19 protein-coding genes are annotated in these 25,159 nt (G+C 56.6%); 16 read left to right on the top strand and 3 right to left on the bottom strand.

Annotated features, from left to right (window positions below; translation table 11 throughout):
* Window positions 1–46 precede the first annotated feature (46 nt).
* A complete protein-coding gene (locus KJ970_01370; protein ID MBU2689552.1) occupies window positions 47–1,258 on the bottom strand; it encodes an aminotransferase class V-fold PLP-dependent enzyme in 1,212 nt (403 codons plus the stop codon).
* 676 nt (window positions 1,259–1,934) lie between these two features.
* Between KJ970_01370 and KJ970_01365 the strand changes: the two genes are divergently transcribed.
* The 12 genes from KJ970_01365 (at window position 1,935) to KJ970_01310 (ending at window position 15,518) form a co-directional block, all read left to right on the top strand.
* On the top strand, window positions 1,935–2,864 hold the full coding sequence (locus KJ970_01365; GenBank protein ID MBU2689551.1) for a TonB family protein: 930 nt from the start codon (window positions 1,935–1,937) through the stop codon (window positions 2,862–2,864).
* 30 nt (window positions 2,865–2,894) lie between these two features.
* Window positions 2,895–3,989, top strand: a complete 1,095-nt coding sequence (gene tsaD / locus KJ970_01360) for a tRNA (adenosine(37)-N6)-threonylcarbamoyltransferase complex transferase subunit TsaD (GenBank protein ID MBU2689550.1) — start codon at window positions 2,895–2,897, stop codon at window positions 3,987–3,989.
* A gap of 369 nt (window positions 3,990–4,358) precedes the next feature.
* Window positions 4,359–5,324 (top strand): response regulator, encoded by a 966-nt coding sequence (locus tag KJ970_01355; protein MBU2689549.1) that lies wholly within the window; start codon window positions 4,359–4,361, stop codon window positions 5,322–5,324.
* Window positions 5,281–5,751, top strand: coding sequence for a response regulator (locus KJ970_01350; protein MBU2689548.1), 471 nt, complete (start codon window positions 5,281–5,283; stop codon window positions 5,749–5,751). Before KJ970_01355 ends, KJ970_01350 begins: the two co-directional genes overlap by 44 nt.
* Window positions 5,752–5,910: 159 nt before the next feature.
* Window positions 5,911–8,058 (top strand): primosomal protein N', encoded by a 2,148-nt coding sequence (gene priA / locus KJ970_01345; GenBank protein MBU2689547.1) that lies wholly within the window; start codon window positions 5,911–5,913, stop codon window positions 8,056–8,058.
* A 147-nt stretch (window positions 8,059–8,205) separates the two neighbouring features.
* Window positions 8,206–9,486, top strand: coding sequence for a tetratricopeptide repeat protein (locus KJ970_01340; protein MBU2689546.1), 1,281 nt, complete (start codon window positions 8,206–8,208; stop codon window positions 9,484–9,486).
* Window positions 9,486–10,628, top strand: coding sequence for a ketol-acid reductoisomerase (locus tag KJ970_01335; protein ID MBU2689545.1), 1,143 nt, complete (start codon window positions 9,486–9,488; stop codon window positions 10,626–10,628). The genes KJ970_01340 and KJ970_01335 overlap by 1 nt, the downstream gene beginning before the upstream one ends.
* Before the next feature lie 290 nt (window positions 10,629–10,918).
* Window positions 10,919–12,166, top strand: a complete 1,248-nt coding sequence (gene rho, locus KJ970_01330; GenBank protein MBU2689544.1) for a transcription termination factor Rho — start codon at window positions 10,919–10,921, stop codon at window positions 12,164–12,166.
* A gap of 14 nt (window positions 12,167–12,180) precedes the next feature.
* Complete coding sequence (rpmE, locus tag KJ970_01325) at window positions 12,181–12,438, top strand: 50S ribosomal protein L31 (protein MBU2689543.1); 258 nt, start codon at window positions 12,181–12,183, stop codon at window positions 12,436–12,438.
* 84 nt (window positions 12,439–12,522) lie between these two features.
* The gene (gene prfA, locus KJ970_01320) at window positions 12,523–13,605 is read left to right on the top strand and encodes a peptide chain release factor 1 (protein ID MBU2689542.1); all 1,083 of its coding nucleotides are present in this window, start codon (window positions 12,523–12,525) and stop codon (window positions 13,603–13,605) included.
* 13 nt (window positions 13,606–13,618) lie between these two features.
* On the top strand, window positions 13,619–14,551 hold the full coding sequence (gene prmC, locus KJ970_01315; protein ID MBU2689541.1) for a peptide chain release factor N(5)-glutamine methyltransferase: 933 nt from the start codon (window positions 13,619–13,621) through the stop codon (window positions 14,549–14,551).
* A gap of 283 nt (window positions 14,552–14,834) precedes the next feature.
* Window positions 14,835–15,518 carry a hypothetical protein gene (locus tag KJ970_01310; GenBank protein MBU2689540.1) on the top strand — a complete coding sequence of 228 codons (684 nt, stop codon included), beginning with the start codon at window positions 14,835–14,837 and terminating at the stop codon, window positions 15,516–15,518.
* Here KJ970_01310 and KJ970_01305 read toward each other — a convergent pair.
* On the bottom strand, window positions 15,496–16,671 hold the full coding sequence (locus tag KJ970_01305) for a radical SAM protein (GenBank protein ID MBU2689539.1): 1,176 nt from the start codon (window positions 16,669–16,671) through the stop codon (window positions 15,496–15,498). The genes KJ970_01310 and KJ970_01305 overlap by 23 nt on opposite strands.
* 189 nt (window positions 16,672–16,860) lie before the next feature.
* Between KJ970_01305 and KJ970_01300 the strand changes: the two genes are divergently transcribed.
* A complete protein-coding gene (locus KJ970_01300; GenBank protein ID MBU2689538.1) occupies window positions 16,861–17,388 on the top strand; it encodes a hypothetical protein in 528 nt (175 codons plus the stop codon).
* Between the two features lie 58 nt (window positions 17,389–17,446).
* On the opposite strand, the gene KJ970_01295 is transcribed toward KJ970_01300, so the two are convergent.
* Window positions 17,447–20,104 (bottom strand): tryptophanase, encoded by a 2,658-nt coding sequence (locus KJ970_01295; protein ID MBU2689537.1) that lies wholly within the window; start codon window positions 20,102–20,104, stop codon window positions 17,447–17,449.
* Between the two features lie 296 nt (window positions 20,105–20,400).
* On the opposite strand from KJ970_01295, the gene KJ970_01290 reads away from it, so the two are divergent.
* The 3 genes from KJ970_01290 to murA all read left to right on the top strand — a co-directional run bounded on the left by KJ970_01290 (window position 20,401) and on the right by murA (window position 25,156).
* Window positions 20,401–22,356 (top strand): T9SS type A sorting domain-containing protein, encoded by a 1,956-nt coding sequence (locus KJ970_01290; GenBank protein MBU2689536.1) that lies wholly within the window; start codon window positions 20,401–20,403, stop codon window positions 22,354–22,356.
* 153 nt (window positions 22,357–22,509) lie between these two features.
* The gene (locus KJ970_01285) at window positions 22,510–23,679 is read left to right on the top strand and encodes an AAA family ATPase (GenBank protein ID MBU2689535.1); all 1,170 of its coding nucleotides are present in this window, start codon (window positions 22,510–22,512) and stop codon (window positions 23,677–23,679) included.
* Between the two features lie 211 nt (window positions 23,680–23,890).
* Window positions 23,891–25,156: a UDP-N-acetylglucosamine 1-carboxyvinyltransferase gene (gene murA, locus KJ970_01280; protein MBU2689534.1), complete on the top strand. Its 1,266-nt coding sequence runs from the start codon at window positions 23,891–23,893 to the stop codon at window positions 25,154–25,156.
* Window positions 25,157–25,159: the final 3 nt, after the last annotated feature.

The raw sequence follows: 25,159 nt of genomic DNA, 5'->3' as shown, positions 1-25,159 counted from the left end.
TAAGTTCCGTTCTTACCTGTGAAGTCGCGGCGGATGGGACTTTCGTTTACATTGACTCCCCGGATTTAAAAATGTCTTCGAGCGCCGTCGCCAGCCGCTCAAAATCCTCCTTCATGTTGTAGGCCTGCGCAGAGATACGGAACCAGCGCTTGGGGGCGTCCGGCCAGTAGACCACGGGCACCTCGATGCCATAATCATCCCAAAGCCGCTTTTGCAGTGGATCGGGGCTGATGGGGGAAAGGGGCGGCGCAAGCGATCCGTCGGATAGGGGCATCGTCGCCATCGAGCCTAGCATCTCATCGGGCGCCGGCGGCTCGGCGCCGAGCACTTGGCAAAGCCGGTCCCGCGCGGCCAGACACAGGGCGTGGTTTCTCTCCCGCAGCTCCGCCCACCCCCCCGCATAGAGGGATCCCATAAATTGTATGGCGGCGGGGATCGACAAATATCCCGTGGGATCGCTGGTTCCCGTCCAATCGAATTCCCAATGGTAGCGGGAGCGCTCGCCGGGCGGGATATTGGCGCCGTGGCTGATTGTCAGGGGACGGATCGACCCCCGTAGATCGTGGCGGACATGCAGCAAGGCCGTGCCCTTGGGTGTGCAGAGCCATTTGTGGCAATTGGTTGTGTAGTAGGCGGCGCCGATTTCCGGAATGTTCAAGTCGAGCATCCCGATGGCGTGCGCCCCGTCGACGAGCGTGTCGATGCCGCGCTCTCGCAACGCCGATACGATCTCTTTGACCGGCAGGATCAAGGCCGTGCTGCTGGTTATGTGATCGATTAGAACCAAGCGGGTTCTTGGGGTGGCCTTCTCTAGGACGGCCTCCACCACCTGGTTCGGCGACATCAACGGGAAGGGGATGTGGGCGGCCACCACCTTGGCGCCGGTGCGCGCGGCGACGAAATTGAGAGCGTTCTTGCAGGCGTTGTATTCATGGTCGGTTGTCAGAAGTTCGTCGCCGGGCCCGAACGTGAGCGAGCGCAGAACCGCGTTCACGCCGGTTGTCGCGTTGGGGACAAAGGCGAGATCCTCGGGATCGGCTTTAACAAATGCGGCCAGCTCGATTCGCGCCGCATTCATCAGGTCGAAGGATTCCTTCACCATGAACCGCACGGGATCCCTTTCCAAGCGCCGGCGGAAGTCCTCTTGTACTTTCAACACCGGCCGAGGACAAGCGCCGAAAGAGCCGTGATTGAGAAAGGCGATGTCGGGATTGAGAAGCCAGTGATGACGGTGCTCAGAGGTTTGTTCGGCGGGCATGCGGCATCTCCAAAGTTGTACAAAAGTAAGGCAACAGGACCGACGCGATGCGGCGGGTTCAACGACATCCGTCAACGGGACTTTAGACCACCGCTTCCCGTAGAAGAAACTGCTATTTCGCCGGCCGGCGCCTCATCCTCGTCTGCAAGGAGGCGCCCAAACCTCCGATCGACCGGAGACCCAACCCCAAATGGAGTCCTCTCCGGTTCCATTGGCTCTTCACAAGTTAGACCGCTCCATTGGTAAATAACTTGAGAGAAGCGGGACAATCGTCAATGTGGTAATCGGTTATCTTTTTATCTTGCAAGAGGTTGGATGATCTGATAAGCTGCCTTTCATCGCTGGGGAAAAACACCCGGCGCACCGTTCTTTAACAACCGTGCATCTTCTTCAACCGGATCAAACAACTTCCGTTTTGACGGGGGTTGTTGGGGGCAAGCCAAAAGGCTTTGGCTGGATTCGGGGGCTCCTGTCGGGTCGGATCGGGTCTTCACGAACGAGTCGGTCATCCACGGAGGGAGCCGGGGAGCCCCCAAGGATTTGGTCTATCGTTCCAAGTTTTCATCCTCTGGTGTTCCTCTCTCTTCGCCGCCGGTAGCGGGGTTGGATTTCAGATGTTACCTTGATGGTACGCCGGGTTATTGCGGCAAGAGGCCGTGTGAGGAGGGTCCCGAGGATGGGTTTCCTTCAGATCACATCATTCCATCGTCAATGGATGATGACATTATGGCTCCCGCTCCTGATGGGAGTCACAGGAATTGGTTCTTCCTTTGCGTGGGTTATCTGTCCCGAGTGCGATCCTCCGGTGCAGGAGGCATCGAGATTCTGCGAGCAGTGCGGTTCCTCTTTTTTTGCGGATGGGGAGACGGGCGGACCGCGCGTCGGTCTCATCTATGTGGCCATGAAGGACAAGGACCGGGCTCTCATCTGGGCCGGTCCCGATACCTTGTGCCCGATTTTGAGCCCGGCCGGTATCCTGGCGGAGAACCCAAATGAAGGGGTGCGTGTCGCTTGGGCCGAGATCGACTATTACCTCCCTGAAATGGGGATCCTCAAATTGCGGGACGGCACTCTATATGATGAGGAACACCTCAAGGTGGGGCAGAACAATCCCTGGTGCGCCCGGCCGCCCCGTCTTCCGGCGCGGTTGCTGACCCGCCCATGGGTGACCGATGAATGGGTCTTCACTCCCAAGGGGGAGACGATTCCGCTGAGCCATGTCCAGGTGCTCTCAACCAACTGGCCGGCGCTTCAGGAAGGAAAGCGGGAATGGGCGCGGCGGCGGATCGGCAGCCGGCCCCTGCGGCCCTTCCAAAGCGACGAGGACCGCAAATCCCTATCAAGGATTCCCGAGGTTGTGAAGCGAGAGGATCCGGTCTATCCGCAGATCCCGGATCGCCATCTCAAGGGGCGTGTCATGATCGATATTCTGATTGATCCCGAGGGGACGCCTCTCACGGCGGTATCGATCTATCCCACGGCGGAGAGCGAATCCCTGCAGATGGCGGCGATCGAGGCCGCCTATGCTTGGCGCTTCAAATCGGCGCGGTCGGGCCGGCGCGGACTTTATGCGTGGATCCCGGTTCCTTTTGATTTCAACGAGTAGGTAACCGCCACAAGGGTGAGAGGATCGTCAATGCCGGCATCTGCCCCCAATCCGCCGCGGTTCCATCCGCCACCCTTCGACCCATCGGCCCCCTTGCTGGCGATCGAATCCTCATGTGACGACACTTGCGCCGCCGTCCTGAAACTCGATGGGACGATCCTCTCCAGCGTTGTTTCTTCCCAGCAGATTCATTCCGAATTTCTCGGTATCGTTCCCGAGCTGGCCTCGCGAGAGCATCTTCGTCTCATCCTTCCGGTGATTTCGGAGGCGCTGGAGCAGGCTCATGTCACGACGGATGATCTTGTCGCCGTGGCCGTCACCAACGGACCCGGTCTGATCGGATCTCTCCTGGTGGGTCTCTCCGCCGCCAAGGGATTGGCCTATGCCCGCAAGATCCCCATCATCGGGGTCAATCATATCGAGGCGCATCTCATGTCGGTTCTGGCGGAAGGGCCGGCGGAACCGCCGGCCGTCGGGCTGGTGGTCTCGGGCGGCCATACCGAGCTCATCGATCTACCCGAGTGGGGCGAGTGGAGCATCTTGGGGGCCACCCGGGATGACGCGGCGGGGGAGGCCTTCGACAAGGTCGCCAAGCTGCTGGGACTTGGCTTTCCCGGCGGACCGGCCATTGATCGCGTGGCCCAGGCCGGATCGCCCGATGCCATTCCCTTTCCCCGGGCGATGCTCGATGTGGCCAAGGGCGGATTGGAGTTCAGCTTCAGCGGATTAAAGACGGCCGTGAAGATCTTTCTCGACGGGGATCAGCGGACGGCGTTGCCCGAGGGATCAGATGAGCGGGCGGCCTACGTCGCCGATGTCGCCGCCTCCTTCCAGACCGCCGTCATCGATGTCTTATCCGCCAAGATCCGGGCCGCGCTCCACCGGACCGGATATGATCGGGTTTTCGTCTGCGGGGGGGTGGCCTGCAATAGCGCCCTGCGGGCGCGTCTGGCCGCCGACGCCGGGAGCGAGGGGTGGGCGCTCCGGATTCCAAGCCCCAAGTACTGCGCCGATAATGCCGTTATGGTGGGGTTGGCTGGTATCCACCACTTCAAGCGCGGCGAAATCTCGACCTATGCGCTTCCCGCCATGCCGAATCTCGATGACTGGACCGGCGAGTACTAGCGGCGGCGGGACACTGCGAAATCCAATAAATTCGCAGGATGGAATTGCAGAATGCACGAACGCAGTTGGGTGTTTTGGCGCATGATTCTTTGTTAACGTTCTAATCCGCGCGGCGCTCAAGATGAGTCATCAAGCATTATGCAAAGATCAAGCAATGATTAACAAATGATCAAACGCTGGGTTAATTCCCCCATGCCGATAGCCTCTCAGAGTGGCTTATATAGCCCATTTCCGGTTTATGTTTAAGGGCGGGTGTCAACTATAAATAGCTTTCAATTTTGATGATATGAAGGTCACTTTTCGCAAAAACAGATCACAATGCATCTAAACAATGACGCGATGATTCCCGATTCATTCTGGGAACGAGCTATGGAAAAGAAACAGAATAAAAATAATCCCACGGCCTCGGCCCGGATCCTCGTCGTGGAAGATGAGAAGAGTCTGCGGACGATTCTCAGGCTTCAACTTGACAAAGCCGGATATGAAGTCATCACGGCCAGTGACGGGGAAGAAGGTGTCCAGCGGGCTCTCGAGGCGGTTCCTGATCTTATCGTCATGGATTGGATGATGCCGAAGATGGACGGGAACAAGGCCTGCCAAATTTTAAAGAACAATTTCACCACAAGCCACATTCCTGTGATCATGCTGACCGCGAAGTCGGAGTTGAAAGACCGGCTGGAAGGACTATCCGGCGGCGCGAACGATTACATCGTCAAGCCGTATGAGGCGGATGAGCTGTTGCTGCGGGTGCATAATTTATTGGTATGGAGCCGGTCGCAGAGAGAGGCGAGTCCGCTGACGGGTCTGCCGGGAAATGCGGCGATTGAAGACGAGTTTCAGAATCGGTTGGATAATAACGAGGTTTTCGCATTTCTTTATCTCGATATAGACAACTTCAAGGCCTTTAACGACTACTACGGCTATCGCCATGGCGACCAGGCGATCCGCTTGTTGGCCGACATTGTTGTAAGAGTGGTGGCTCAACACGGCGAACCCGGCGATTTTATCGGACATGTCGGCGGTGATGATTTTATTGTGATTGCGGGTATCCATACCGCTCAGATAGTGGGCGAAGCGCTCATTGAAGCTTTTGATCGTGAGATTCAGCAATTATATGACCAAGAGGATCGAACGCGGGGATTTATCAAGGTTGTCGACCGCCGGGGAAGCTATCAACAATTTCCCATCATGACTTTAACAATAGCGGCGGTGACAAACCAAGGGCGTCAGTTCAAGCATGTCGGCGAGATAACCGACACATCGGCCGAGCTCAAACATGTTGGGAAAGGACATGCGGGGAGCATTGTTGTCTGGGAGCGGCGTACGTCGGCTTAAGACATCCGAATTGGTGGGAGGGAGACCATTGCGACGCAAGCGGATACTTGTTGTGGATGACGAGGTATATATTGTTCACATCCTTGAGTTTTCGCTCAGCATGGAGGGATATGAGGTTCTCACCGCGTTCGACGGCGAGGAAGCCCTTCAGGTTGTCGAGGAAAATTCACCCGATCTCATTGTTCTCGATATCATGATGCCCAAGATCGACGGTTATGAGGTGTGCCGCCACCTGCGTTCGGAAGAGCGATTCGCCGACATCCCCATCATTCTGCTCTCCGCCAAAGGGCGCCCGATTGATCGCGAAGAGGGAATGAAGGCCGGGGCGAATGACTACATTACAAAACCTTTCCGGCCGAGAAAGCTCTTGGAAAAGATCGAGGAGCTTCTCAGTGAAGCCGACCAGGGCCAAGTAGCCAATTTATAGATCTTGTAACGCGCGACACCTGACAGCACGGGGAAGGCTCTTCGGAGCCTTCCCCAATTCTTATCCCCCATATTTCCATCTTTGAGACGCCCCTCTTTGTGATTATAATGACATCCGTCCTTGTCCCGCACCTGTTCCTTGCCCGCGCCGGAGGATGCTGTGTCGAAGCGCATCGCCCTTGTCGCCTTACCCCTCGGTTTGCGAAAACCCCTCAGTTACAGCATTCCCGATGAGCTGGAGGGAATCCTGAAACCGGGTCATCGTGTTCTTGTGCCCCTTCGCGGACGGCGGACGCACGGCTATGTCGTCGATTGCCTTCCGGCCGCCCAGGCGCCGGTCCTGACGGGGAGGATCAAGCCGGTGGAGGCGCTGGAGCCGGACGAGCCTCTTCTCGAAGGCGCGCTCTTCAAGCTGGTTCGCTGGGTCGCTGACTACTATGCCTGCCCGATCGGTGAAGTCTTTGAGGCGGCTCTACCCGGACAGGTTTGGAAGGGTCGCGCTCGGGCCCGGAAGACAGCGGATGCGCAGGATCTCCCCGAGGCGCTCGAGCAACCCCTCCATCTCACACCCCATCAATCGGAGGTTCTGGCGACGATCCTCGGTGCCCTCCCGGCCCATCGGGTGGCGGAAGAAGGGGCTGGTAAAAGGGGCGCCCCCCCGGTCTTTCTCCTGCACGGCGTTACGGGGAGCGGAAAAACCGAAGTCTATCTTAATATTGCGCAGCATCTCCTGGATCAGGGGCGCGGGACCCTGATGCTTGTTCCGGAAATCGCCATGGGGACGCAGCTGGTGCAGCGTTTTCAGAGACGATTGGGGAACTCGGTGGGGATCTTTCATAGCGGGATGGCGGCCGGCGAGCGCCGGACAAACTGGTGGCGCGCTCGGGAGGGTGAGCTGCCGGTCATTGTTGGGACCCGCTCCGCCGCCTTTGTCCCGATACCGCGGCTGGGCGCCATCATCATCGATGAGGAGCATGAAGGCGCCTATAAACAGGGGGATTCGCCTCGATATCATGGGCGCGATGTCGCCCTGATGCGGGCCCGGATCGAGGGAGTGGTCGCCATCGCCGGATCGGCAACGCCATCCTTGGAGAGCCGGCACAACGTCGATCTGGAGAAATTTCGATACCTTTCCATGCCGGAACGTGTCGAACAGCGGCCGACCGCCTGTGTCGTCATGGCCGATCTCCGACCGCGCGAGGAGGAAGCCCATCCGTCCGATAGGACATTGTCGCCGAAGGCGCCGGATGGGGAGCAAGCCCGGGCGCGCGCCATAGAGGTTCTTTCCCAGCCCCGGCTGGCCGGAGAGCCCTTCTCTGAGCTGCTGCTCGAGCGCCTGCGGAATTGTCTGGACCGCAAGGAGCAGGCGATCATCTTTCTAAACCGTCGCGGGCACTCAACATCGGTTCAATGCGTGGGGTGCGGCCTTGTCGCCCCCTGTCCCAACTGCAGTGTCATCCTGACCTATCACCGGCAAGGCGGGCACCTCCGTTGCCATTACTGCGGCCACCGCGAGGAGGAAATCCGCTCGTGTCCCTCCTGCGGGGGGCGGGACTTTCTGTACGGCGGTTTTGGGACCCAGAAGGTGGAGAGCCAGCTCCGGACCCACATGCCCGGCGCCCGCATCTTGAGGATGGATATGGATACGACCCGCCGGCGAGGCGCCCACCGAGAGATGATCGGCGCCTTCGAGGATAGAGAGATCGATATCCTCGTGGGAACGCAGATGGTGGGGAAGGGGCTCGATTTTCCCGGTGTCACCCTCGTCGGCGTTTTACTGGCGGATCGAGAAATGGCGATCCCTGATTTTCGGGGCCAGGAGCGGGCCTTCCAGATCCTGACCCAGGTGGCGGGCCGGGCCGGCCGGGGGGATCGGCCGGGTCAGGTTATCCTCCAGACCTTCATGCCCGATCATTTTGTGATTCAGGCGGCCGCGTCGCAGGACTATGAGAAATTCTACGCCGTGGAAATCGAGGAGCGGCGCGCCCTTGGATTCCCCCCCTTCTCGCGCCAGGCGCATCTGCTGCTGGACGATCCGAAGGAAGAGCGGGTCATTCAATATTCGGAGAGGCTTCAACAACACCTCGTCTCCTGGATCGCCCGGCAGGCGATTCAGGGTGTGCAGATTTTCGGGCCGGCTCCCATGCCGTTGGAACGCATGAAAGGCCGCTATCGCTGGCATCTGACACTGCGGACCCTCTCGGCCCGCAAGCTCAAGCCGGTGGTGGAAGAGGCCATTCGGTGGGATGAAGCTCAGCGGGGCGGGGTCCGGTTGATTGTCGATGTCGACCCCCTCCACAGTCTCTAATTCTCACTCTTAAAGCGTTTTCCGCGATGGGGTTCCCCGGGTGGGCTTGACACCTTCCATCCCGGTTCCTACCCTCACCAACGAGGGCCGCTGTTTTCCAACCACGATCATCAACAGCGGCGGGTTGGGATTTATAGGGGGTAGCACATGCGACTGCTGAAGATATTGTTTCTCCTCATTGTGGCCGTCAGCCTGTCGGGACTCATGGCGTGCAAAAGCGCTCATATTTCGGGGGGTAAGCTTCACTTTGATCAGCGCCGGTTCGAGAGGGCTTTGGAGCAGTTCCAATTGGCGATTATTGAACAGCCCGACAACGGCGAGGCTTACATGTACTTGGGCTTGACCGAAGCCGAGCTGAAGCATCCCGAAGAGGCGGATGCGGCTCTTAAGAAGGCCGTCGAACTGATGCCGGAGTTGGGGGATCAGATTACGGTCAATCGCCTGCACTACTGGACGGAGCTGCACAATGACGCACTGAGGCTGGCCGGTGAAGGGAATGTGCTGAGAGATGATGGCGATGAAGCGGGAAGCAAGGCGAAATTTAATGAAGCTCTAAAGCAGTTTCAAATCGCCACGATCTACGCCCCTGAACAATTAGATACGCATATCTATATCGGTAAATTGCGTTATCAGCTCGGTGAGACGGATGCGGCGATCGCCATCTTTACCAATGTTCAGAAGATGGCGGCAGAGCAGATGGCCAATGCGCAAAACGCCGCCGAGGCTCAGAAGAAACAGGAAGACGTGAATGGGCTGCTGGTCGCCGTTTATTGGGATCTGGCGAATAAAGCCTATCAGACCGAGCGATGGGATGACGCCATCCGATTCTATCACAATGTGATGGAGATCACGCCGGATGAACCCGATTTGCTTTATCAATTGGCGGGCAGTTATTTCCAGAAAGCCCTCAATGTTCCCAAGGAGGAGAAGACCGAGTATCTCAGGGAAGCGGCCAACTTCTACCAAAAGGTTGTGGATCGTGTGGCCACCGATGAGGATGCATTGTACAATATGACCGTGGCCCTGTGGGATTTGGGGGAGTATGTTGACGCCGAAGTACAGGCTCGGAAACTTGTTGATATCAACTCCAAGGACGGTGAGTACCGGATCCTGCTCGGCCGGATCTTAAGCAAGTTGGACAAGAAGGAAGAGTTCGTCGCCGAGTTTGTGCTGGGGAAGGCTCTTTCCGACAGCCGGCCGGAAACCGCCGCGACCGTGCGGGATGAAGCGACGAATTGCGGTCCGAAGTCGGATATGCTGGACGCCCTTCGTAACAGGGGCGAGCCGGAGGAGGTGCGGCGTTTCACCGACAGCTCCGGTCAGGAATATGTTTGCTGGTTCTATTGGACCGAAGGGAAAGCCTATGCTTTTGTGAACTGCAAACAGCAATTTCAATCCGAGTTCAAAGCGAGCGTCGCGGGCGACTGATGATCGGCGATTGGGTCCGCGGTGACACGCCGCAGGCCTGGGATCATTTAAAGGGGCTGAGGATCGGTGTCCTCGGCTATGGAAATCAAGGCCGGGCGCAGGCCTTGAACCTGAGAGATTCGGGAAGAGACCATCAATTCACGGTCCTTGTGGGCGCCCGTCCCGGTGGGGAGGGCGCCCGCGTTGCTGGGGACGACGGCTTCGAAGTCATATCAATGCAGGCGTGCGTTCAACGGTGCCGGATTCTCATTTCGCTGCTTCCCGACGAGCATCAAGCGGAAATTCTCTCGCGACAGGTTTTCGCCCCCCCTGACCGCCGTGAGGCTCCCGCGGCCGGCGATGCGGGCAGCCAAGATCGCACCGCGCAAATTTTGAATCCGCCCCTGCTTTGCTTGGCGCATGGTTTCTCGCTCCTATACGGAGGTTTGGAACCGCCACCCGATTGGGATGTGGTCCTTGTGGCGCCGACCGGACCGGGATCGAGGCTTCGTGAGGCGTTTATCGAAGGCCGGGGGCTGCCGGGTATTGTGGCGGTGCATCAGGATGCCGGCGGATCGGCGGAGGAGAGGGCCTTGGCCCTGGCGCAGGGATTGGGGTTATTGCGCCAGGGGGTCTATATCACGACAGTGGAAAATGAGACGGTCGTGGATCTCTTTGGCGAGCAAGCGGTCCTCTGCGGGGGGATGATGGCCTTGGCGCAAGCCGCGTACGATACCCTGGTTAAGGCGGGATATCCCGGAGAGCTGGCCTATATTGAATGTATGCAGCAGGTGGGTGTGACCGCCGACCTCCTCACCCGTTTCGGCCCCGAAGGGATGCGGGAAAAGATCAGCCCCACGGCTCTTTTTGGGGAATTGACAAGAGGGCCGAGGATCATCAATGATCAAGTCAGGGAGAGACTTGCCGAAATATTAAATGAGGCGGCCTCGGGCCGATTTGGTAAAGAGTGGATGGAAGATGTGGCCCACGGAAATCCCCGGCTCGACGATCTGTTGAAGCAAGCCCGACATCACCCTAGCAATGCAATGTATCAAAAACTCGCCCGATGGCGCGGTGATTTTAAGAATGAGTGCATGTCGGATGATCTGAGGACCGGGGAGGGTCAGCATGTCCCTCCAGAGGCCCCAGAGAAAAGGTGTTGACAGTTTCGGCAATGGGACCTAGCATCTGTACTGTACTGAGGATGGAGCCAGCCGCTAGGCTGCCAAATCTCCCAATGCTTCCCTGATTCAGATATCCGATCCAGCTGTTCTACGAGTCCGACCGATGGACCGGAATCATTTTGAAGACCAGGAAGGGAATCTCGAAAGCCTCGTAGCCATCGGCCTGCTATGTTGGGGAATTCAAGGGGAAAATCTCAACCTGAAATGTACGGTTGTCACTGTGCCAGGCTATACTGTCATGTCCAATACATAATAATAGGAGCCAAGTGATGGACATTGCCGACATGAAAAGGAAGACCATCTCGGATTTGGTAAAAGTCGCCAATGAGTTGGGTATTCAGGGCACCAGCGGTCTGCGAAAACAAGAGCTTATGTTTAAGATTCTTGAAGCGCAGACTGAGAAGAATGGAAATATCTTCGCCGAAGGTGTCCTTGAAATCCTGCCCGAGGGATATGGTTTTCTTCGCTCCCCTGATTACAACTATCTGCCAAGCCCCGACGACATCTATGTCTCCCCGAGCCAGATCAAGCGATTCGATCTGCGGACCGGCGACACTGTTTCCGGGCAGGTTCGCCCTCCCAAGGATGGCGAGCGGTATTTCGCTCTGCTGAGGGTGGAGGCGATCAATTTTGAGGGTCCCGAAGCAACGAAGGAAAAGACACTTTTTGACAACCTGACGCCTCTTTATCCGAATGAGCGATTTCGTTTGGAAGTCGCCAAGCGCGATATCACAACCCGCATCATCGACCTGCTCGCCCCGATCGGAAAAGGCCAGCGCGGGCTGATCGTCTCACCCCCCAAGGCGGGGAAAACCGTCATCCTCAAAAAAATCGCGCAGGCGATCACAGAGAATCACCCGGATGTCATGCTGATCGTCCTCCTCATCGATGAGCGCCCTGAAGAAGTGACCGATATGGCCCGTTCGGTTGACGGCGAGGTGGTTAGTTCCACATTCGATGAGCCGGCGGAACGGCACGTGCAGGTTGCGGAAATGGTAATCGAGAAGGCGCGGCGTTTGGTTGAACATAAGCGCGATGTCGTCATCCTGCTCGATTCGATTACACGTTTGGCGCGCGCCTACAATACCATCGTTCCGCACAGCGGAAAGATCCTCTCCGGTGGTGTCGACGCCAACGCGTTGCACCGCCCGAAGAGATTTTTCGGCGCGGCGCGCAATATAGAAGAGGGCGGCAGCCTCACGATTTGCGCCACGGCGCTCATCGACACGGGCAGCCGTATGGATGAGGTTATCTTTGAAGAGTTCAAGGGTACCGGTAATATGGAATTGGTCCTGGATCGCAAGCTCAGCGACAAGCGGATCTTCCCCGCGATTGATCTGAATCGGTCGGGAACCCGCCACGAAGAGCTTCTGATTGCCGAGGCCGATCTTCGCAAGGTTTGGATTCTCCGCAAATTCCTCAGTGAACTGAATTCGGTTGAAGCAATGGAGTTCCTTGTGGATAAGATGAGCCAAACGAAGACAAACAAGAAGTTCCTGGAGTCTATGAACTCGTAACAAACGAGGGAGTCATGAAGAAGAACATACATCCGAAGTATGAGAATCGTACCTTTAAGTGTGTTTGTGGAAATGTCATTGAGACACGTTCCACGATGGATAAAGATACGACGATCGAAATTTGCTCAAATTGCCATCCGTTCTTCACCGGAAAGCAGAAGCTTGTTGATTCAGCCGGCCGGGTGGAGCGATTCCGCAAGAAGTATGAGAAAAATGAAGAGCCCCAAAAGGACTCGAAGAAGAAGTCAGCTCCCTCATCCGGCGGTCAGTAGGCCGTAGCACATGTTGGATGGGGTCCGCCCGCTGATAGCGGCGACGGACCTCATCGTTTTTTTTCAAATCCGGAAGGGTGTCCTATGGATGATCTGTTGAGAGGCCGGGAACGTCTGCTGGAGCAGATGGAGCAGATCAATCAGGAATTGAGCGATCCGAAGATCCTGAAGGATCAGGATAGGCTGAAGACGGTCGGGCGTGATCGGGTGCGTGTGCAGAACCTCCTGGAAGCCATGCGTGTCTATCAAAAGGCGACGGAGGCGCTGGCCGAAGCCCAGCAGATTATTTTCCTGGGAGAAGACGCCGATCTCGTCACCCTGGCGGAAGAGGAGATCCTGGAACTCGAGGCCCAGGCGGAGAAGGCCGAAATTGCGCTGAAACGAAAGCTGATACCCAAGGATCCCGCTGATGACCGCAACGCTATGATGGAGATTCGGGCGGGTACCGGCGGCGATGAAGCGGCGCTTTTTGCGGCCGATATCTTCCGGCTCATGACCCGGTTCGCGGAGCGGCACCATTACAAGATTGAAATCATGACGAGCCACCCCACCGAGATCGGCGGTTATAAAGAGATTGTCCTCACGATACAGGGGGAGGGGGCTTACGGTCTGTTTAAATTCGAGAGCGGCGTTCACCGCGTTCAGAGAGTGCCGACGACCGAGTCGAGCGGCCGGATTCATACATCGGCGATTACTGTCGCCGTTTTTCCCGAGGCGGAAGAGGTTGATGTGAAGTTCGCCCCCGAGGATCTGAAGGTGGATGTCTACCGCTCTTCGGGACCCGGCGGCCAGAGTGTCAACACGACCGATTCGGCCGTCCGTATCCGGCATATCCCGACGGGTATTGTTGTACAATGCCAGGACGAGAGAAGCCAAATCAAGAATAAGGCGAAAGCGCTGAAGGTGTTGCGCTCAAAGATTCTCGATAAGGCCAGGACCGATCGGGTGGCGAAGGTCGCCGATGCGCGGCGCAGCATGGTTTCCACCGGTGATCGTTCAGCGAAAATCCGCACGTATAATTTTCCGCAGGGCCGAGTGACCGATCACCGCATCGGTTTTACATTGTACAACCTCGAAGCCGTGCTTGAAGGTGATCTTGATACCTTAATTGAGAAACTTCAGGTGGCCGAGGCCGAGCGGGCTCTGGCGGCGGGGATCGAGGAATAGGCTGGGATTCGTCGTGAGCGGCTCCACTTTCCAGGAACGGCTTCATATGATGGAGGTTTCCCTCCGGCGGATCGGCGCCGGGAATCCCCGCTTGGAGGCCGAGCTACTTTTCGCCCATGCCCTGCGATGCACACGGATCTCCCTTCTGACAGGCTCCGAGCGCGACATCACTTCTGATGAAGAACGTCAATTGGAAACGTTGCTGGACCGGCGGCTGTTCGGTGAGCCGCTGGCCTATGTGCTCGGCACCGCCGACTTCATGGGATATATCCTCCGCGTCGGTCCGGGCGTCCTGATTCCCCGGAGCGAGACGGAGCGGCTGGTGGAGGTGGTGGAAGAAGAGCTTGGGTTGGCAGGCGCTGAACCGGGAGGGGCGCCCGCGCCGCCGCTGAACGATGCGTCGGGAAGATTATCTTCCCCGCCGGTACGGGTGTTGGATGTGGGCACCGGATCCGGGGCGATTCCAATCGCTCTGGCGATGCGCAACAGGAATGTTCAGGCCATGGCGATCGATATCTCCACCGAGGCCCTGGCCTATGCGCGGGAAAATGTGAAAACACATGATTTGTGCTGCCGAATCCGCCTTTTAAAATCGGATCTATTCCGTGCGATCGATGAATCGATTCCCGGAGAGGGATTCGATGCCGTCATATCCAATCCGCCTTATATCCCGGCGCCGGACATGGGGCAATTGCCCCGGGAGATCCGCGAGCACGAACCCACTCTCGCCCTTGACGGCGGGGAGCAGGGCACAGATTATCTCATGCGATTGATCGCAGAAGCTCACCGCTGCTTAAGACCCGGCGGATTACTGGCGCTGGAATTCTCTTCGGAGCAGGCGCCGGCGATTCAGACGGCTGCCAAGGCGCAAGAGATTTATCACCATATCCGTATTGTTAAAGATCTTGCCGGGCGTGACCGGTTCTTTTTGGCGCAGAAGGGATAGACAAAGCCGGGTTTTCGCATTTTCTATTTTCCAGCCGGCCACGGACCGCGATTCCCCTCATATGGGTGAAATGAGTCATTAGATCTAACTTTAAAAAACACAACACGATAGATTCCAATGGCCCCATTCCATCGCGATTTTTGTTGCCCGCGCCTGAAATTTGCTGTAACATTATCTAACTAATGAGTCTCATGGGACCCATTTGAAAGAGTCCTTGGCCTTGTCGGTATCCGTATTGAGATGGTTCAGATTTATCACAGTCGTCGGAAAACGGAGGCACATCATGCGAGTTAGCTCCATCACTATCCTCATCCTGGTTGCAACACTGAGCGCGCCTGTTATGGGATCTGTTTGGCTGGCCGATTACCACGGTTACGATTTCACATGGCCGCTGCCGAATAACTACACCGAAGACGGCCAGTTCTATGCGGCGGTTGGACCGCTGGTGTCGATGAATGAGGATTTCTTTGTTCTTGATGAAGACAATAATGAATATACCATGCATATTCACAGCGGTGTCCTAACCTCGACATACATGGTGGGTACCTATGCTTTCTATGAATATATGAACGGCGACGGCACATTGAACTTTTATGAGGATCCGTTTGTCGGCGGCACGCCGGCTGATTACGGAACCTATCCGCCGAACCCCACATCGCCTTCGACATTTATCGATGGCACCTTCATGCTGGGTGGGAGTTTTGAGAGCCTGACCATCATTATCGAGACGGTGAGTGGGGACGGAAACCTGACGGGCACCCTTAATTTGAATGATGGCGATTATATTGGAAATATCCCCCCCAACATGCGCGAAGGTTGGACAATCTCGGCGCTGGGGCTCGGCCATCCTCCCTATACGCCTGAGGGGTATACAAACCAGATTGACGGCGAGGTCTATCTGGAACAGCAGCCCACACCCACGAAGCAATCGACCTGGGGACTCATTAAGAGGATTTACAATCGGTAGCGTCTAAATCGGTGGTTTTCCAACGCTCATCTTTGGGAGACTTCTTCCCCGACGGGCCGATCTCCTGGGAAATTTTTGCCCCGGGGTCAAAGCGGACAAGGCCCTCTTCTTGCGCGGCCCATACGGCCTCCTGGAATTCCGCTTCGGTCAATCCCCGGTTGATCTCTTTGTATTGTGAAGCTTTGCCGGCAGGGTGATACTGATCCATGATATTGACATAAATTTCCGGGCTGATCTGTGTGGCAAGGAAATGGAAAATCTCACGGGTGTCCTCGATGCACCCATGCATGACGAGGTGCCGCAGAAGAATTCCTCTCTTTGCAATGCCGTTGTCATCGACAACAAGATCCCCGACTTGCCGGTACATCTCGAGGATCGCCTCGCGGGCCACGCTGGGATAATCCTCCGCATTCATATAAGTCCTGGCCGATTCAGGATTCCAGAATTTAAAGTCGGGCATGTAAATATCAACGATGCCTTCGAACAATCGGAGCGTCGATAGGGTGTCGTATCCGCCGCTATTATAAACAATGGGTATATGCAGTCCGTGTTCTATGGCAATTGCGAGGGCCGAGAGAATCTGGGCGACGACATGGCTCGGTGAAACAAGATTGATATTGTGGCATCCGGCTTTCTGAAGGTTTAACATAACCCCCGCAAGCTGATCCCCGCTCATCTCACGACCGACCGGAGAATGGCTTATCTCATAGTTCTGGCAAAAGACGCAGTGCAGATTGCATCCGGTGAAGAAAATTGTCCCGGATCCATTTTCACCGACCAGGGGCGCTTCTTCGCCATAGTGCGGGAGAGCGCTGATGATCACGGCCTTGGCGCCGATACCGCACTCGCCGATTTCATTCTGGAGGCGATTGATACCGCAGTTCCGTGGGCAGAGATCGCAGGATTTCATCCTCTTCCATGCCGTTTTAGCCTGGTTTCGGATTTGTGCCGGATCCTTTTCGCTGCGGATTGGGGGCATCTCATCCTCGCATTTCAATCGCCGCACTCGATGACAAGTATTATAGTCCTCCCGGAAGGGGAGTTCAAGGAATGGGAAATCGGGGATGTTTCTGACGATGCGTCCCAAGACCGGCCGGATCCGGAATCCGGAAACCGGCGCCATTGACACGCTGTCGGCTCTCGATGTTGTCATCAAGCCTATCGATATCCCCCAAATGCGGCGTGGTATTACTTTGCCCAGAAGGCCTTCGCGGCGGCCCGGGCGGAATCTGAGGCGGCTGAAGAAACGGAACGTCTCGCCTGGCTCAACTATGACACGATTTTTCTGGGGGAACCTGACGAGTTCATCCTTCCAGAGGGAAAGGCGCTCGGCTACCGGCCCGTGATGCATAAGAATGTCGGATTGCTGACCTCGGAGCCGGTCGATCCCTTCTGGCACCGGATCTATGAAAGAAACGCCGTCGCTGAAGCGTCTCTTTTTCCCATGGTCACACCCGCCGACGGGGATACGATCAGACCCTATTTCAACGCGGGTTGTCTCGTTGTCCGCCCGGAGAGGGGTCTTTTACAGCGCTGGCGGGATGAGTTCACGCTTCTTTATCAGGATTCGATCCTGAGAGAGATGTGCGCGCAGGATGTTAAGAAGAGGATCTTTTTGCATCAGACGGCATTGACGGGCGCCATCCTGAATCATCTTGAACGGGGTGAGATCATGGAATTTTCTGACCGAATAAACTATCCGATCTTTTTCGAGCAGATGTTTGGCGCAAAGAAGAAATTCAACAATATAAATGATGTGATCACCTTCCGTCACGAGTCATATTTTAGAGATCCGGATCCCGATTGGGAGAACCAGCTTCAGGGTCCTCCGGATAAAATCGCCTGGATGCGGGAGCATTTGTTTAAGTGATAAAAAGACCCCGGGTTGCGGCCCGGGGTCTTCGCTGAGAATAGCTTTTGTTCGTGATCTATTTCGATTCAAACCGCCCCTGGAAGAAACGCAGCTTAGCCGGTTCATAAACGAACTTGAGGCCTTTGATCGATTCCCGGCGGTCCCAAACGCGCTTAACTCCTCGCGCCACCTCGCGCATGTGGTCATTGGTATAGACACGGCGTGGGATCGTGAGCCGCACCAGCTCGAGGGCCGGGCGGTAATTTTCACCGGTCTCGGGGTTGCGGCCTTTCGAGACATTCCCACGCTCCATCGCCCGGACGCCGGTCTCGACATAGATCTCGGCGGCGAGACGCTGCGCGGGGTATTCGTCCTGATCGAGGTGCGGCAGGAAACGCTTGGCATCGAGGAAGATCGCATGTGATCCGGGGGGCGTCACGATCGGGATCCCCAATTCGAGCAACTGAGAACCGAGATATTGCGTCTGCTCGACACGGGAGCGGATGTAACGGTCGTCGACCATCTCTTCCACGCCGCAGGCGATAGCCGCCAGATCGGCGGTGGCGAGCCCGCCGTCGGTGATATTGCCCTCATAGATTCGCAGCATCTCGAGCGCTTTCTCGGTCCACTCCTCGTTGTTCCGGAAAGCGAGGCAGCCGCCGATATTGATGAGAAAATCTTTCTTCCCGCTTATCGTTGCGCCATCGCCGTAGAGCATCATCTCGCGCAGGATATCCTTGATCTTCACATCAGCGTAGCGCGGATCCTTTTTCTGGATCATGTAGGCGTTCTCCACGAAACGGGTCGCGTCAAAGAAAACCGGAATGCCGATGACGCTGCAATACTCGTAGACCTCCTTCATATTGTCCATCCCGACCGGCTGGCCGCCGGCCATATTCACCGAATGTTCGAAGGAGATATAGGCGACCTTGTCGGCCCCATGCTCATTCACTAAACTCTTGAGTTTGTCTAAATCGATATTCCCCTTCCACGGAAAGGTGCTCTCGGTGTTGTGCGCTTCATCGACGATGACATCGACAAAGATGCCGCCGGCGAATTCCTGGTGCAGCTTTGTCGTGGTGAAGTACATATTGCCCGGCACATACTGGCCCTTTTTAATCATGATCTGGCTGAGGATGTGCTCGGCGGCGCGACCCTGATGAGTGGGAATGATATACTCGTAGCCCATCGTCTCCTGAAGGATATCAACTAACTCATCTGATTCGTCGCTTGCCGCGGCGCTGGGGCGAACGCTGTCATAAGCGGCCCACTGGTCGGTGCTCATGGCCGTCGTGCCCGAGTCGGTGAGCAGGTCGATCGCCACATCGGCGGAGCGCAGCAGAAAAGTATTATACCCCGCTTCGCGGATCGCCTTCTCCCGCTGGCCCTGCGTTAAGACGCCGACCTTCTCAATCGTGTGGATTTCATAGGGAAAGGTGTCAAACGTATATGTTTCAAGGTCGGGGAAAACCCAGTGATACGACATCTGGTCGCGCCACTTCCCCTGCGCGGCGGATTGGAGGCCGGTGATTTTGTTGCGCTGTTTGTACAAACTGATAATCGCATCGGCGACCTGATCCAGCTGCTCATTGGTCATCGCCAGCCGCGGGATTTGAACCGGCAGCAGATGAGTTTTAGCCGTTAATCCCGATGATGTGGCGCGGACGCCGGCGATGAGATAGATGGCCGCGGCGAGGGTGTCCTGCTGGTGCCGGTCGATATGGGGCAGGAACGATTCGGCTTCGATATAGGCGCCGTCACAGCCCCTTTCCAAGGGGATGCCGCCGTCGCGGAGCCGCTGCGTGAAGCGCTCAGTCTGCTGCATGACCCAGTGCACTTCGTCTTCGGAACACATCTCCTGAATACCGCGCGTCAGAACCTCCATCGTGCGCCCGGCCATCCCGCCGTAGGTGTGCAGTCCCTCATAGACCACAACCTCATTCATAAATTTTTCATGTGTGTCGGGATGGTCGGTGGTGAGGAGCCCACCGGTATTACATTTTGGATCCTGAGCGCCGTCCATCTGAAAGACATCCGTCGTTTTAACAATCTGTTTCACAATCTCGGCGATCGGCCGGTCGGCCTGGCCCGATTCATGGCGCTGGATATACCAGGCGTTCTCGATGACGCGGGACCCGTCGCAAATGAGTTTCTTGCCGTGCTTCTCGGCGAGGGCGGCGACCGCCCGCAGATTCTCGAGGCTGAAGGGATGCTGTCCATCGGCGAAGGCTTGAATACCGACGAAGGCGACAGGATGGGTGTTGAGAATCTCCTCGAGTGTCTCCAGATCGATGTTCCCGGTAAAAACCTTCTCCTCGTGATCGCGCACGTCGGGATAATCGACGCCGAGCGGGGAGAAAACATCGAGGCGGGAGCGGGAGTTGCTTGGAACACCCGATCCCTTGGGGATCATGGTCGCTACGATCAGCTTCACACAGCCCAAAACATTATGGGTCGGGCAGACATACTCATGGCCGAGCACGTCCCGCACCGCCTTCTGAAGCGCCTCGAAATTGCGCGATCCGGCATAGGCTTCATCACCGATGAGTTGGCCGGAGAGCTGTTCCTGGCTCACTGCGCTCATCCCCAGGGAGCACATGTCAAAAGTCACCTGCGTTGGGGTCAGGTGCCAGACATTGAAGAGGGCGTCGGATAGGAATTTCTTCCGATCCGCCAGGGTGGGGAAGGAAAGCAACCGGACGGTTTTTATCTTATGGGGTTCATGAACGACCATGGTATTACCTCTGTAAGTGATTGGATGTGAATGAATAACGCCGGATCGGCAAGGCCATCCCGTCCCACATCTGTTCCGCGTTCCGGAACCGGCGCACCGGCCTCATTAGAAACGATCTGACGGCCGCTGGCAAGCCGGGTCATGGGGGCACTGGAAGGACGATCGGGAGCTCTGCTGGTATTGATCTTGCGTAACCAGATAGCGATGACACGAAGCATGATGCGATCAGGTGGGTCATTGTTGCGCGATGGATGAAGATGCAATGGTGATTCAAGGAAAGGTCTGGGAATCCCGCAGTGATGGAGCCCGCCGGCGGAGTGTCGATATCCACATCTCTTGCGATCTGCAACAGACGGCTGTCACTAACGGCTGCAACGAACATCCGCCACAGACAGGGGAGGAGCCGCATGCGAGGATTCATACTGCTGGGATGCCTGGCCCTTGCCGTTCAGACGGCTTGGGCGGAGATCGATGTCGATTTCACCGTCGATACCGAAACAACGCTTCATCAAATCAGCCCGCTGATCTACGGCGCCAACGGCCAAGCTCTTGAAACCGCGACAGCCCGCAGAATTGGAGGCAACCGTCTTACCGGCTACAACTGGGAGAACAACGCCTCGCATGCCGGAGCGGATTGGTATCACCAGAACGATAATTATATGCCGTGGATCATGGGGATCGATCCGTCGCAATATGAGGAACCCGGCATTGTTTTAACGACCTTTCATGACATATCGCTGGCGCATAACGCCTATTCGCTGATCACCCTCCAAATGGCCGGATATGCCGCGCGCGACAAAGACGGCGTTGTCGATGAATCGGAAACGGCTCCCTCGCCGCGCTGGACCGAAGTTATCAACCGCAAGCCGGGGGCCTTTGCTCATCCGCCGGATACGGCCGACGGCGGATTGTACATCGACGAAATGTTAAACTATTTGCTGGAGACCTATGGCTCCGGCGCCGGTCCGACGGGGATAAAAGCGTATGCGCTCGATAATGAGCCGGCGCTATGGCCCTATACCCATCCGCGGATTTTTCCCGAGGCGCTGACGGTGGCGGAGCTGCTTGAAAGATCGATCGGTTTATCCCACACGATCAAGTCGATGGATCCGACGGCCGAAACCTTCGGCCCCTGCCTTTATGGCTTCAATGCCTTTTACAATCTCCAAAACGCGCCTGATTGGAATGAATACAGCGGAAATTATAACCGGTTTATTGAGACTTACCTCGATTACATGAGGGCCGCCTCGGATACCGCCGGCATGCGCCTGCTCGATGTTCTCGATGTGCACTGGTATCCGGAGCCATCCGGCGTCTACAGCGGAGATACGACGCGCGCCGTCGCTGAAGTGCGAATGCAGGTCACCCGCTCGCTCTGGGACTCAACCTATGTCGAGCCGAGTTGGATCGGCCAGTGGTTCAGTCCGGTAAGGATCATCCCTTACCTGCAGGGCGCCATTGATAACTATTACCCGGACACCAAACTCGCCGTCACCGAATATGATTACGGCGCGCCCGATCATATCTCCGGGGGCCTGGCGCAGGTCGACGCCCTGGGAATTTTCGGCCGTTACCGGCTCTATTTCGCGTCGAAATGGGGTGCGGTATCCGAATATATTGAAGCGGCTTATAAATTGTATCGCGACGGCGACGGCGCCGGCATGTGCTTCGGTGATCAATGCCTGCCGGCCGCCACATCGGATATTGAAAACAGCGCGATCTATGCCGCTCATGCAGGCACCGATTCATTGCACCTGATTCTTATCAACAGGAACTATGACGAGGTGATGGCCGGACATTTCACTCTCGACGGCGCGGCCGCGTACTCCCACGGTGAATCTTGGGCGATCACACGATCAGATACGCTGATTCATTCCGGAGCGGCGGTTGAGATCGCCGACGGCCGCACCTTCGATTTCAGCTTGCCGCCCTTGTCGGCCCACCATCTTGTCCTTCACCGGGAGTCGAGCGACGTTGTGACGAGCGATCCTCTGCGCGCCGTGCCCACCGGCATTTCGATTCAACCTCATCCAGTACGGTCGATCCTGCACCTGGCCTATCCGGAAGAGATCTCTTGCGCCGGGCGGGTGTCGATCCATGACATTTCCGGCCGGAAGCTTCGCGAGGTCTCCAATCCGACAGGAATCAATCCGCTGGTCATAGATGATCTCGCATTGGCGCCGGGAACCTATTTCCTGCGTGTTGTCGCGGGGGATCGTCGCTTCACCCGCAAGTTAGTGATGGCGGAGTAGGAAATGCGCTTCTAATTTGTTGTAATAAAATGTATTACGGAATCTAGTGGCGTAGCGGGATCGTCCCTTGATCGGCTGGCGCAAAGATTCTATTCTGGAGTAAGCTCCTGTTGAGTCCGACTATACAGGAGTGGACTCCAGAATGGAGCAACCATGGACACGGTTCGCAGGATACTGAACATCGATCTGCCGGAGCGTCAATCCGTCTTTCTGTGGGGACCCAGGATGACGGGCAAGACGACGCTCCTGAGGCAGCAGTTTCCCAAGAGCCTATACTATGACTTGCTGCAAACAGACCTCTTCTTGGAGCTATCGAGAAATCCTTCTCTTCTGCGGGAACAATTATTGGCCGTTGACGATAAAGCCCTCCGCCAGCCGGTTATCATTGACGAAGTTCAGAAAACCCCCCAACTCCTCGATGAGATTCACTGGTTAATCGAGAATAGAAGGATTCGCTTTATCCTATCCGGTTCCAGCGCGCGAAAATTAATTCGCGGAAATGCAAACCTTCTGGGGGGCCGGGCCTGGCGATATCACCTCTTTCCCCTTGTTTCTCAGGAACTCGAATCTCTTGATATTCTTCGCATTCTCAACCGAGGGCTCATTCCAAATCACTATTTTCAAAACGGATATCGCAAATCCCAAAAGGCTTATGTCCACGATTACCTGAAGGAGGAGGTTTTTGAGGAAGGGTTGACCCGCAATATACCCGCCTTCTCCCGATTCTTTGAGGCTATGGCCTATTCCCACGGCGAACTTACAAATTTCGCCAATATTGCGCGGGATAGCGGTGTGGACGCCAAAACCGTCAAGGAATACTATCAGATCCTTGTCGATACATTGCTTGGCGTTTGGGTGGCGCCGTTCAAAAGGAGACAAGACCGCCATGTGATACAAAAGGCAGCCAAGTTCTATCTTTTTGATGTGGGCGTTGCAGGGACCCTATTAAATAGAGACATTAGCGTGGAGCGGGGGGAGGCTTTTGGGAAGGCGCTGGAACATTTCATCCTCATGGAATTGCGGGCGCACGCCTCGTATCGGGAATTGGATTACCCCATTCATTTTTGGCGGACCAAAAGCGGACTCGAGGTGGATTTTGTGCTGGGTAACGGTGAAGTCGCCATCGAGGTCAAGGGGACTTCCCGTGTTGACCGTCGAGATTTGCATGCCTTGCGGTCTTTCAAGGACAGTTACAAACCCAAATCGGCCATCGTTGTCTGCAATGAGAAGCGGGAACGTCTGCATGAGGGCTTTCGGATCATGCCGGTAGCAAAGTTCCTACAGGAACTGTGGTCCGGCCGGATCATCAACTCCGGGTTATAAATTTCTGGATTGGATACGGATGAAGCCCAAGTCTTCGAGGGTCGCCGCCGACATTCTTATCCCGTGATGGCAGCGCCGCCATCCTTGCCCCCGCCGCCGCGGGAGCTTACCTTTCATTTGAACGCCCCGATTCATCCAAACGCATCGAAGATCGGAGGTTCGGTCCTGAGCTCCTTTTCACCCAGACCCGACATCCCGTCAGGAGGTCACCATGGATGCCATTTTAGTTGAGGGAGGGATCCCGCTTCGGGGAGACGTCCGGATCAGCGGCGCCAAGAACGCCGCGTTGCCGATGATCGCCGCTTCGCTGCTTGTCGAGGGGACGGTCCAAATCTCCAATGTCCCGCATTTGACCGATGTCACCACCTTCTTAAAGCTGCTGGCGCAGCTCGGCTGCACCGGGGCGTATACCGATCACTCCCTCCAGCTGGATGCCTCGAAGATCACATCAACCGAGGCTCCGTATGAGCTGGTCAAGAAGATGCGGGCTTCGATCTATGTCCTCGGACCCCTGCTGGCCCGGTTCGGCGAGGCCCGCGTATCGCTGCCGGGCGGCTGCGCCTGGGGACCGCGCCCGGTCGATCTCCATATCAAGGGGATGGAGGCGCTCGGCGCGGAGATCGAACTCGATCACGGTTATATTGTCGCCAAGGCGAAAAAACTGCGGGGCGCCAAAATCAACCTGGCTGTCTCGAGTGTCGGCGCGACGGGGAATATCATGATGGCCGCCGTTCACGCCGAGGGAGAGACAATGATCCAAAACGCCGCCTGTGAACCAGAAATGGTGATCCTGGCGGAGTTTCTCCGCGCCCTCGGCGCCGAGATCGAAGGTGAGGGGACAAAGACCATCCGCATTAAAGGTGTGACATCGCTGGCCAAGTCGCTCGCTTTCACCAATCTTCCCGACCGGATTGAAGCGGGGACCTTCCTCGCCGCCGGCGCGATCACCGGGGGGGATATTCACCTGACCCACTGCCGGCCTGATCATCTCTCCACCGTCATTTCGGTGATGCAGGAGATGGGGTGCCATATCACGGAGGAGGAGACGGGGCTTCGGATCAGGACCGAAGGCCGGCTCAACGCCGCTGATGTGAAGACGGAGGTTTATCCCGGCTTCCCGACCGATCTGCAGGCGCAGATCATGGCGCTGCTGGCCATCTCCCACGGGACCGGAGTTATACAAGAGACGATCTATCCCGATCGTTTCACGCATGTGCAGGAACTGGTGCGTCTTGGGGCGAACATTAACCTCGCCGGAAATGTGGCCACCGTGCGGGGTGTGCCTGAGCTGCAGGGAGCGCAGGTGATGTCGACCGATATCCGCGCTTCTTCCGCACTGATACTGGCCGGGCTGGTCGCCAAGGGACAAACCCATGTTTCGCGTGTTTATCATATCGATCGTGGGTATGAGGCGATTGAGAAGAAACTCGCCGGCCTTGGCGCCCGTATCCGGCGGATAAAAGAAAGCATGAGCTGACGA

The organism is Candidatus Eisenbacteria bacterium, assembly GCA_018831195.1.
Classification (GTDB): domain Bacteria; phylum Eisenbacteria; class RBG-16-71-46; order CAIMUX01; family JAHJDP01; genus JAHJDP01.
This window is presented reverse-complemented; position numbering and strand designations above follow the sequence as displayed.

Excerpts from the sequence above, each read along its gene's own strand:
- KJ970_01370 (MBU2689552.1), bottom strand. The coding sequence starts at position 1,258 with ATGCCCGCCGAACAAACCTCTGAGCACCGTCATCACTGGCTTCTCAAT.
- KJ970_01365 (MBU2689551.1), top strand. The coding sequence starts at position 1,935 with ATGGGTTTCCTTCAGATCACATCATTCCATCGTCAATGGATGATGACA.
- tsaD (MBU2689550.1), top strand. The coding sequence starts at position 2,895 with ATGCCGGCATCTGCCCCCAATCCGCCGCGGTTCCATCCGCCACCCTTC.
- KJ970_01355 (MBU2689549.1), top strand. The coding sequence starts at position 4,359 with ATGGAAAAGAAACAGAATAAAAATAATCCCACGGCCTCGGCCCGGATC.
- KJ970_01350 (MBU2689548.1), top strand. The coding sequence starts at position 5,281 with ATGCGGGGAGCATTGTTGTCTGGGAGCGGCGTACGTCGGCTTAAGACA.
- KJ970_01340 (MBU2689546.1), top strand. The coding sequence starts at position 8,206 with ATGCGACTGCTGAAGATATTGTTTCTCCTCATTGTGGCCGTCAGCCTG.
- KJ970_01335 (MBU2689545.1), top strand. The coding sequence starts at position 9,486 with ATGATCGGCGATTGGGTCCGCGGTGACACGCCGCAGGCCTGGGATCAT.
- rho (MBU2689544.1), top strand. The coding sequence starts at position 10,919 with ATGGACATTGCCGACATGAAAAGGAAGACCATCTCGGATTTGGTAAAA.
- rpmE (MBU2689543.1), top strand. The coding sequence starts at position 12,181 with ATGAAGAAGAACATACATCCGAAGTATGAGAATCGTACCTTTAAGTGT.
- prfA (MBU2689542.1), top strand. The coding sequence starts at position 12,523 with ATGGATGATCTGTTGAGAGGCCGGGAACGTCTGCTGGAGCAGATGGAG.
- KJ970_01310 (MBU2689540.1), top strand. The coding sequence starts at position 14,835 with ATGCGAGTTAGCTCCATCACTATCCTCATCCTGGTTGCAACACTGAGC.
- KJ970_01305 (MBU2689539.1), bottom strand. The coding sequence starts at position 16,671 with ATGACAACATCGAGAGCCGACAGCGTGTCAATGGCGCCGGTTTCCGGA.
- KJ970_01295 (MBU2689537.1), bottom strand. The coding sequence starts at position 20,104 with ATGGTCGTTCATGAACCCCATAAGATAAAAACCGTCCGGTTGCTTTCC.
- KJ970_01285 (MBU2689535.1), top strand. The coding sequence starts at position 22,510 with ATGGACACGGTTCGCAGGATACTGAACATCGATCTGCCGGAGCGTCAA.
- murA (MBU2689534.1), top strand. The coding sequence starts at position 23,891 with ATGGATGCCATTTTAGTTGAGGGAGGGATCCCGCTTCGGGGAGACGTC.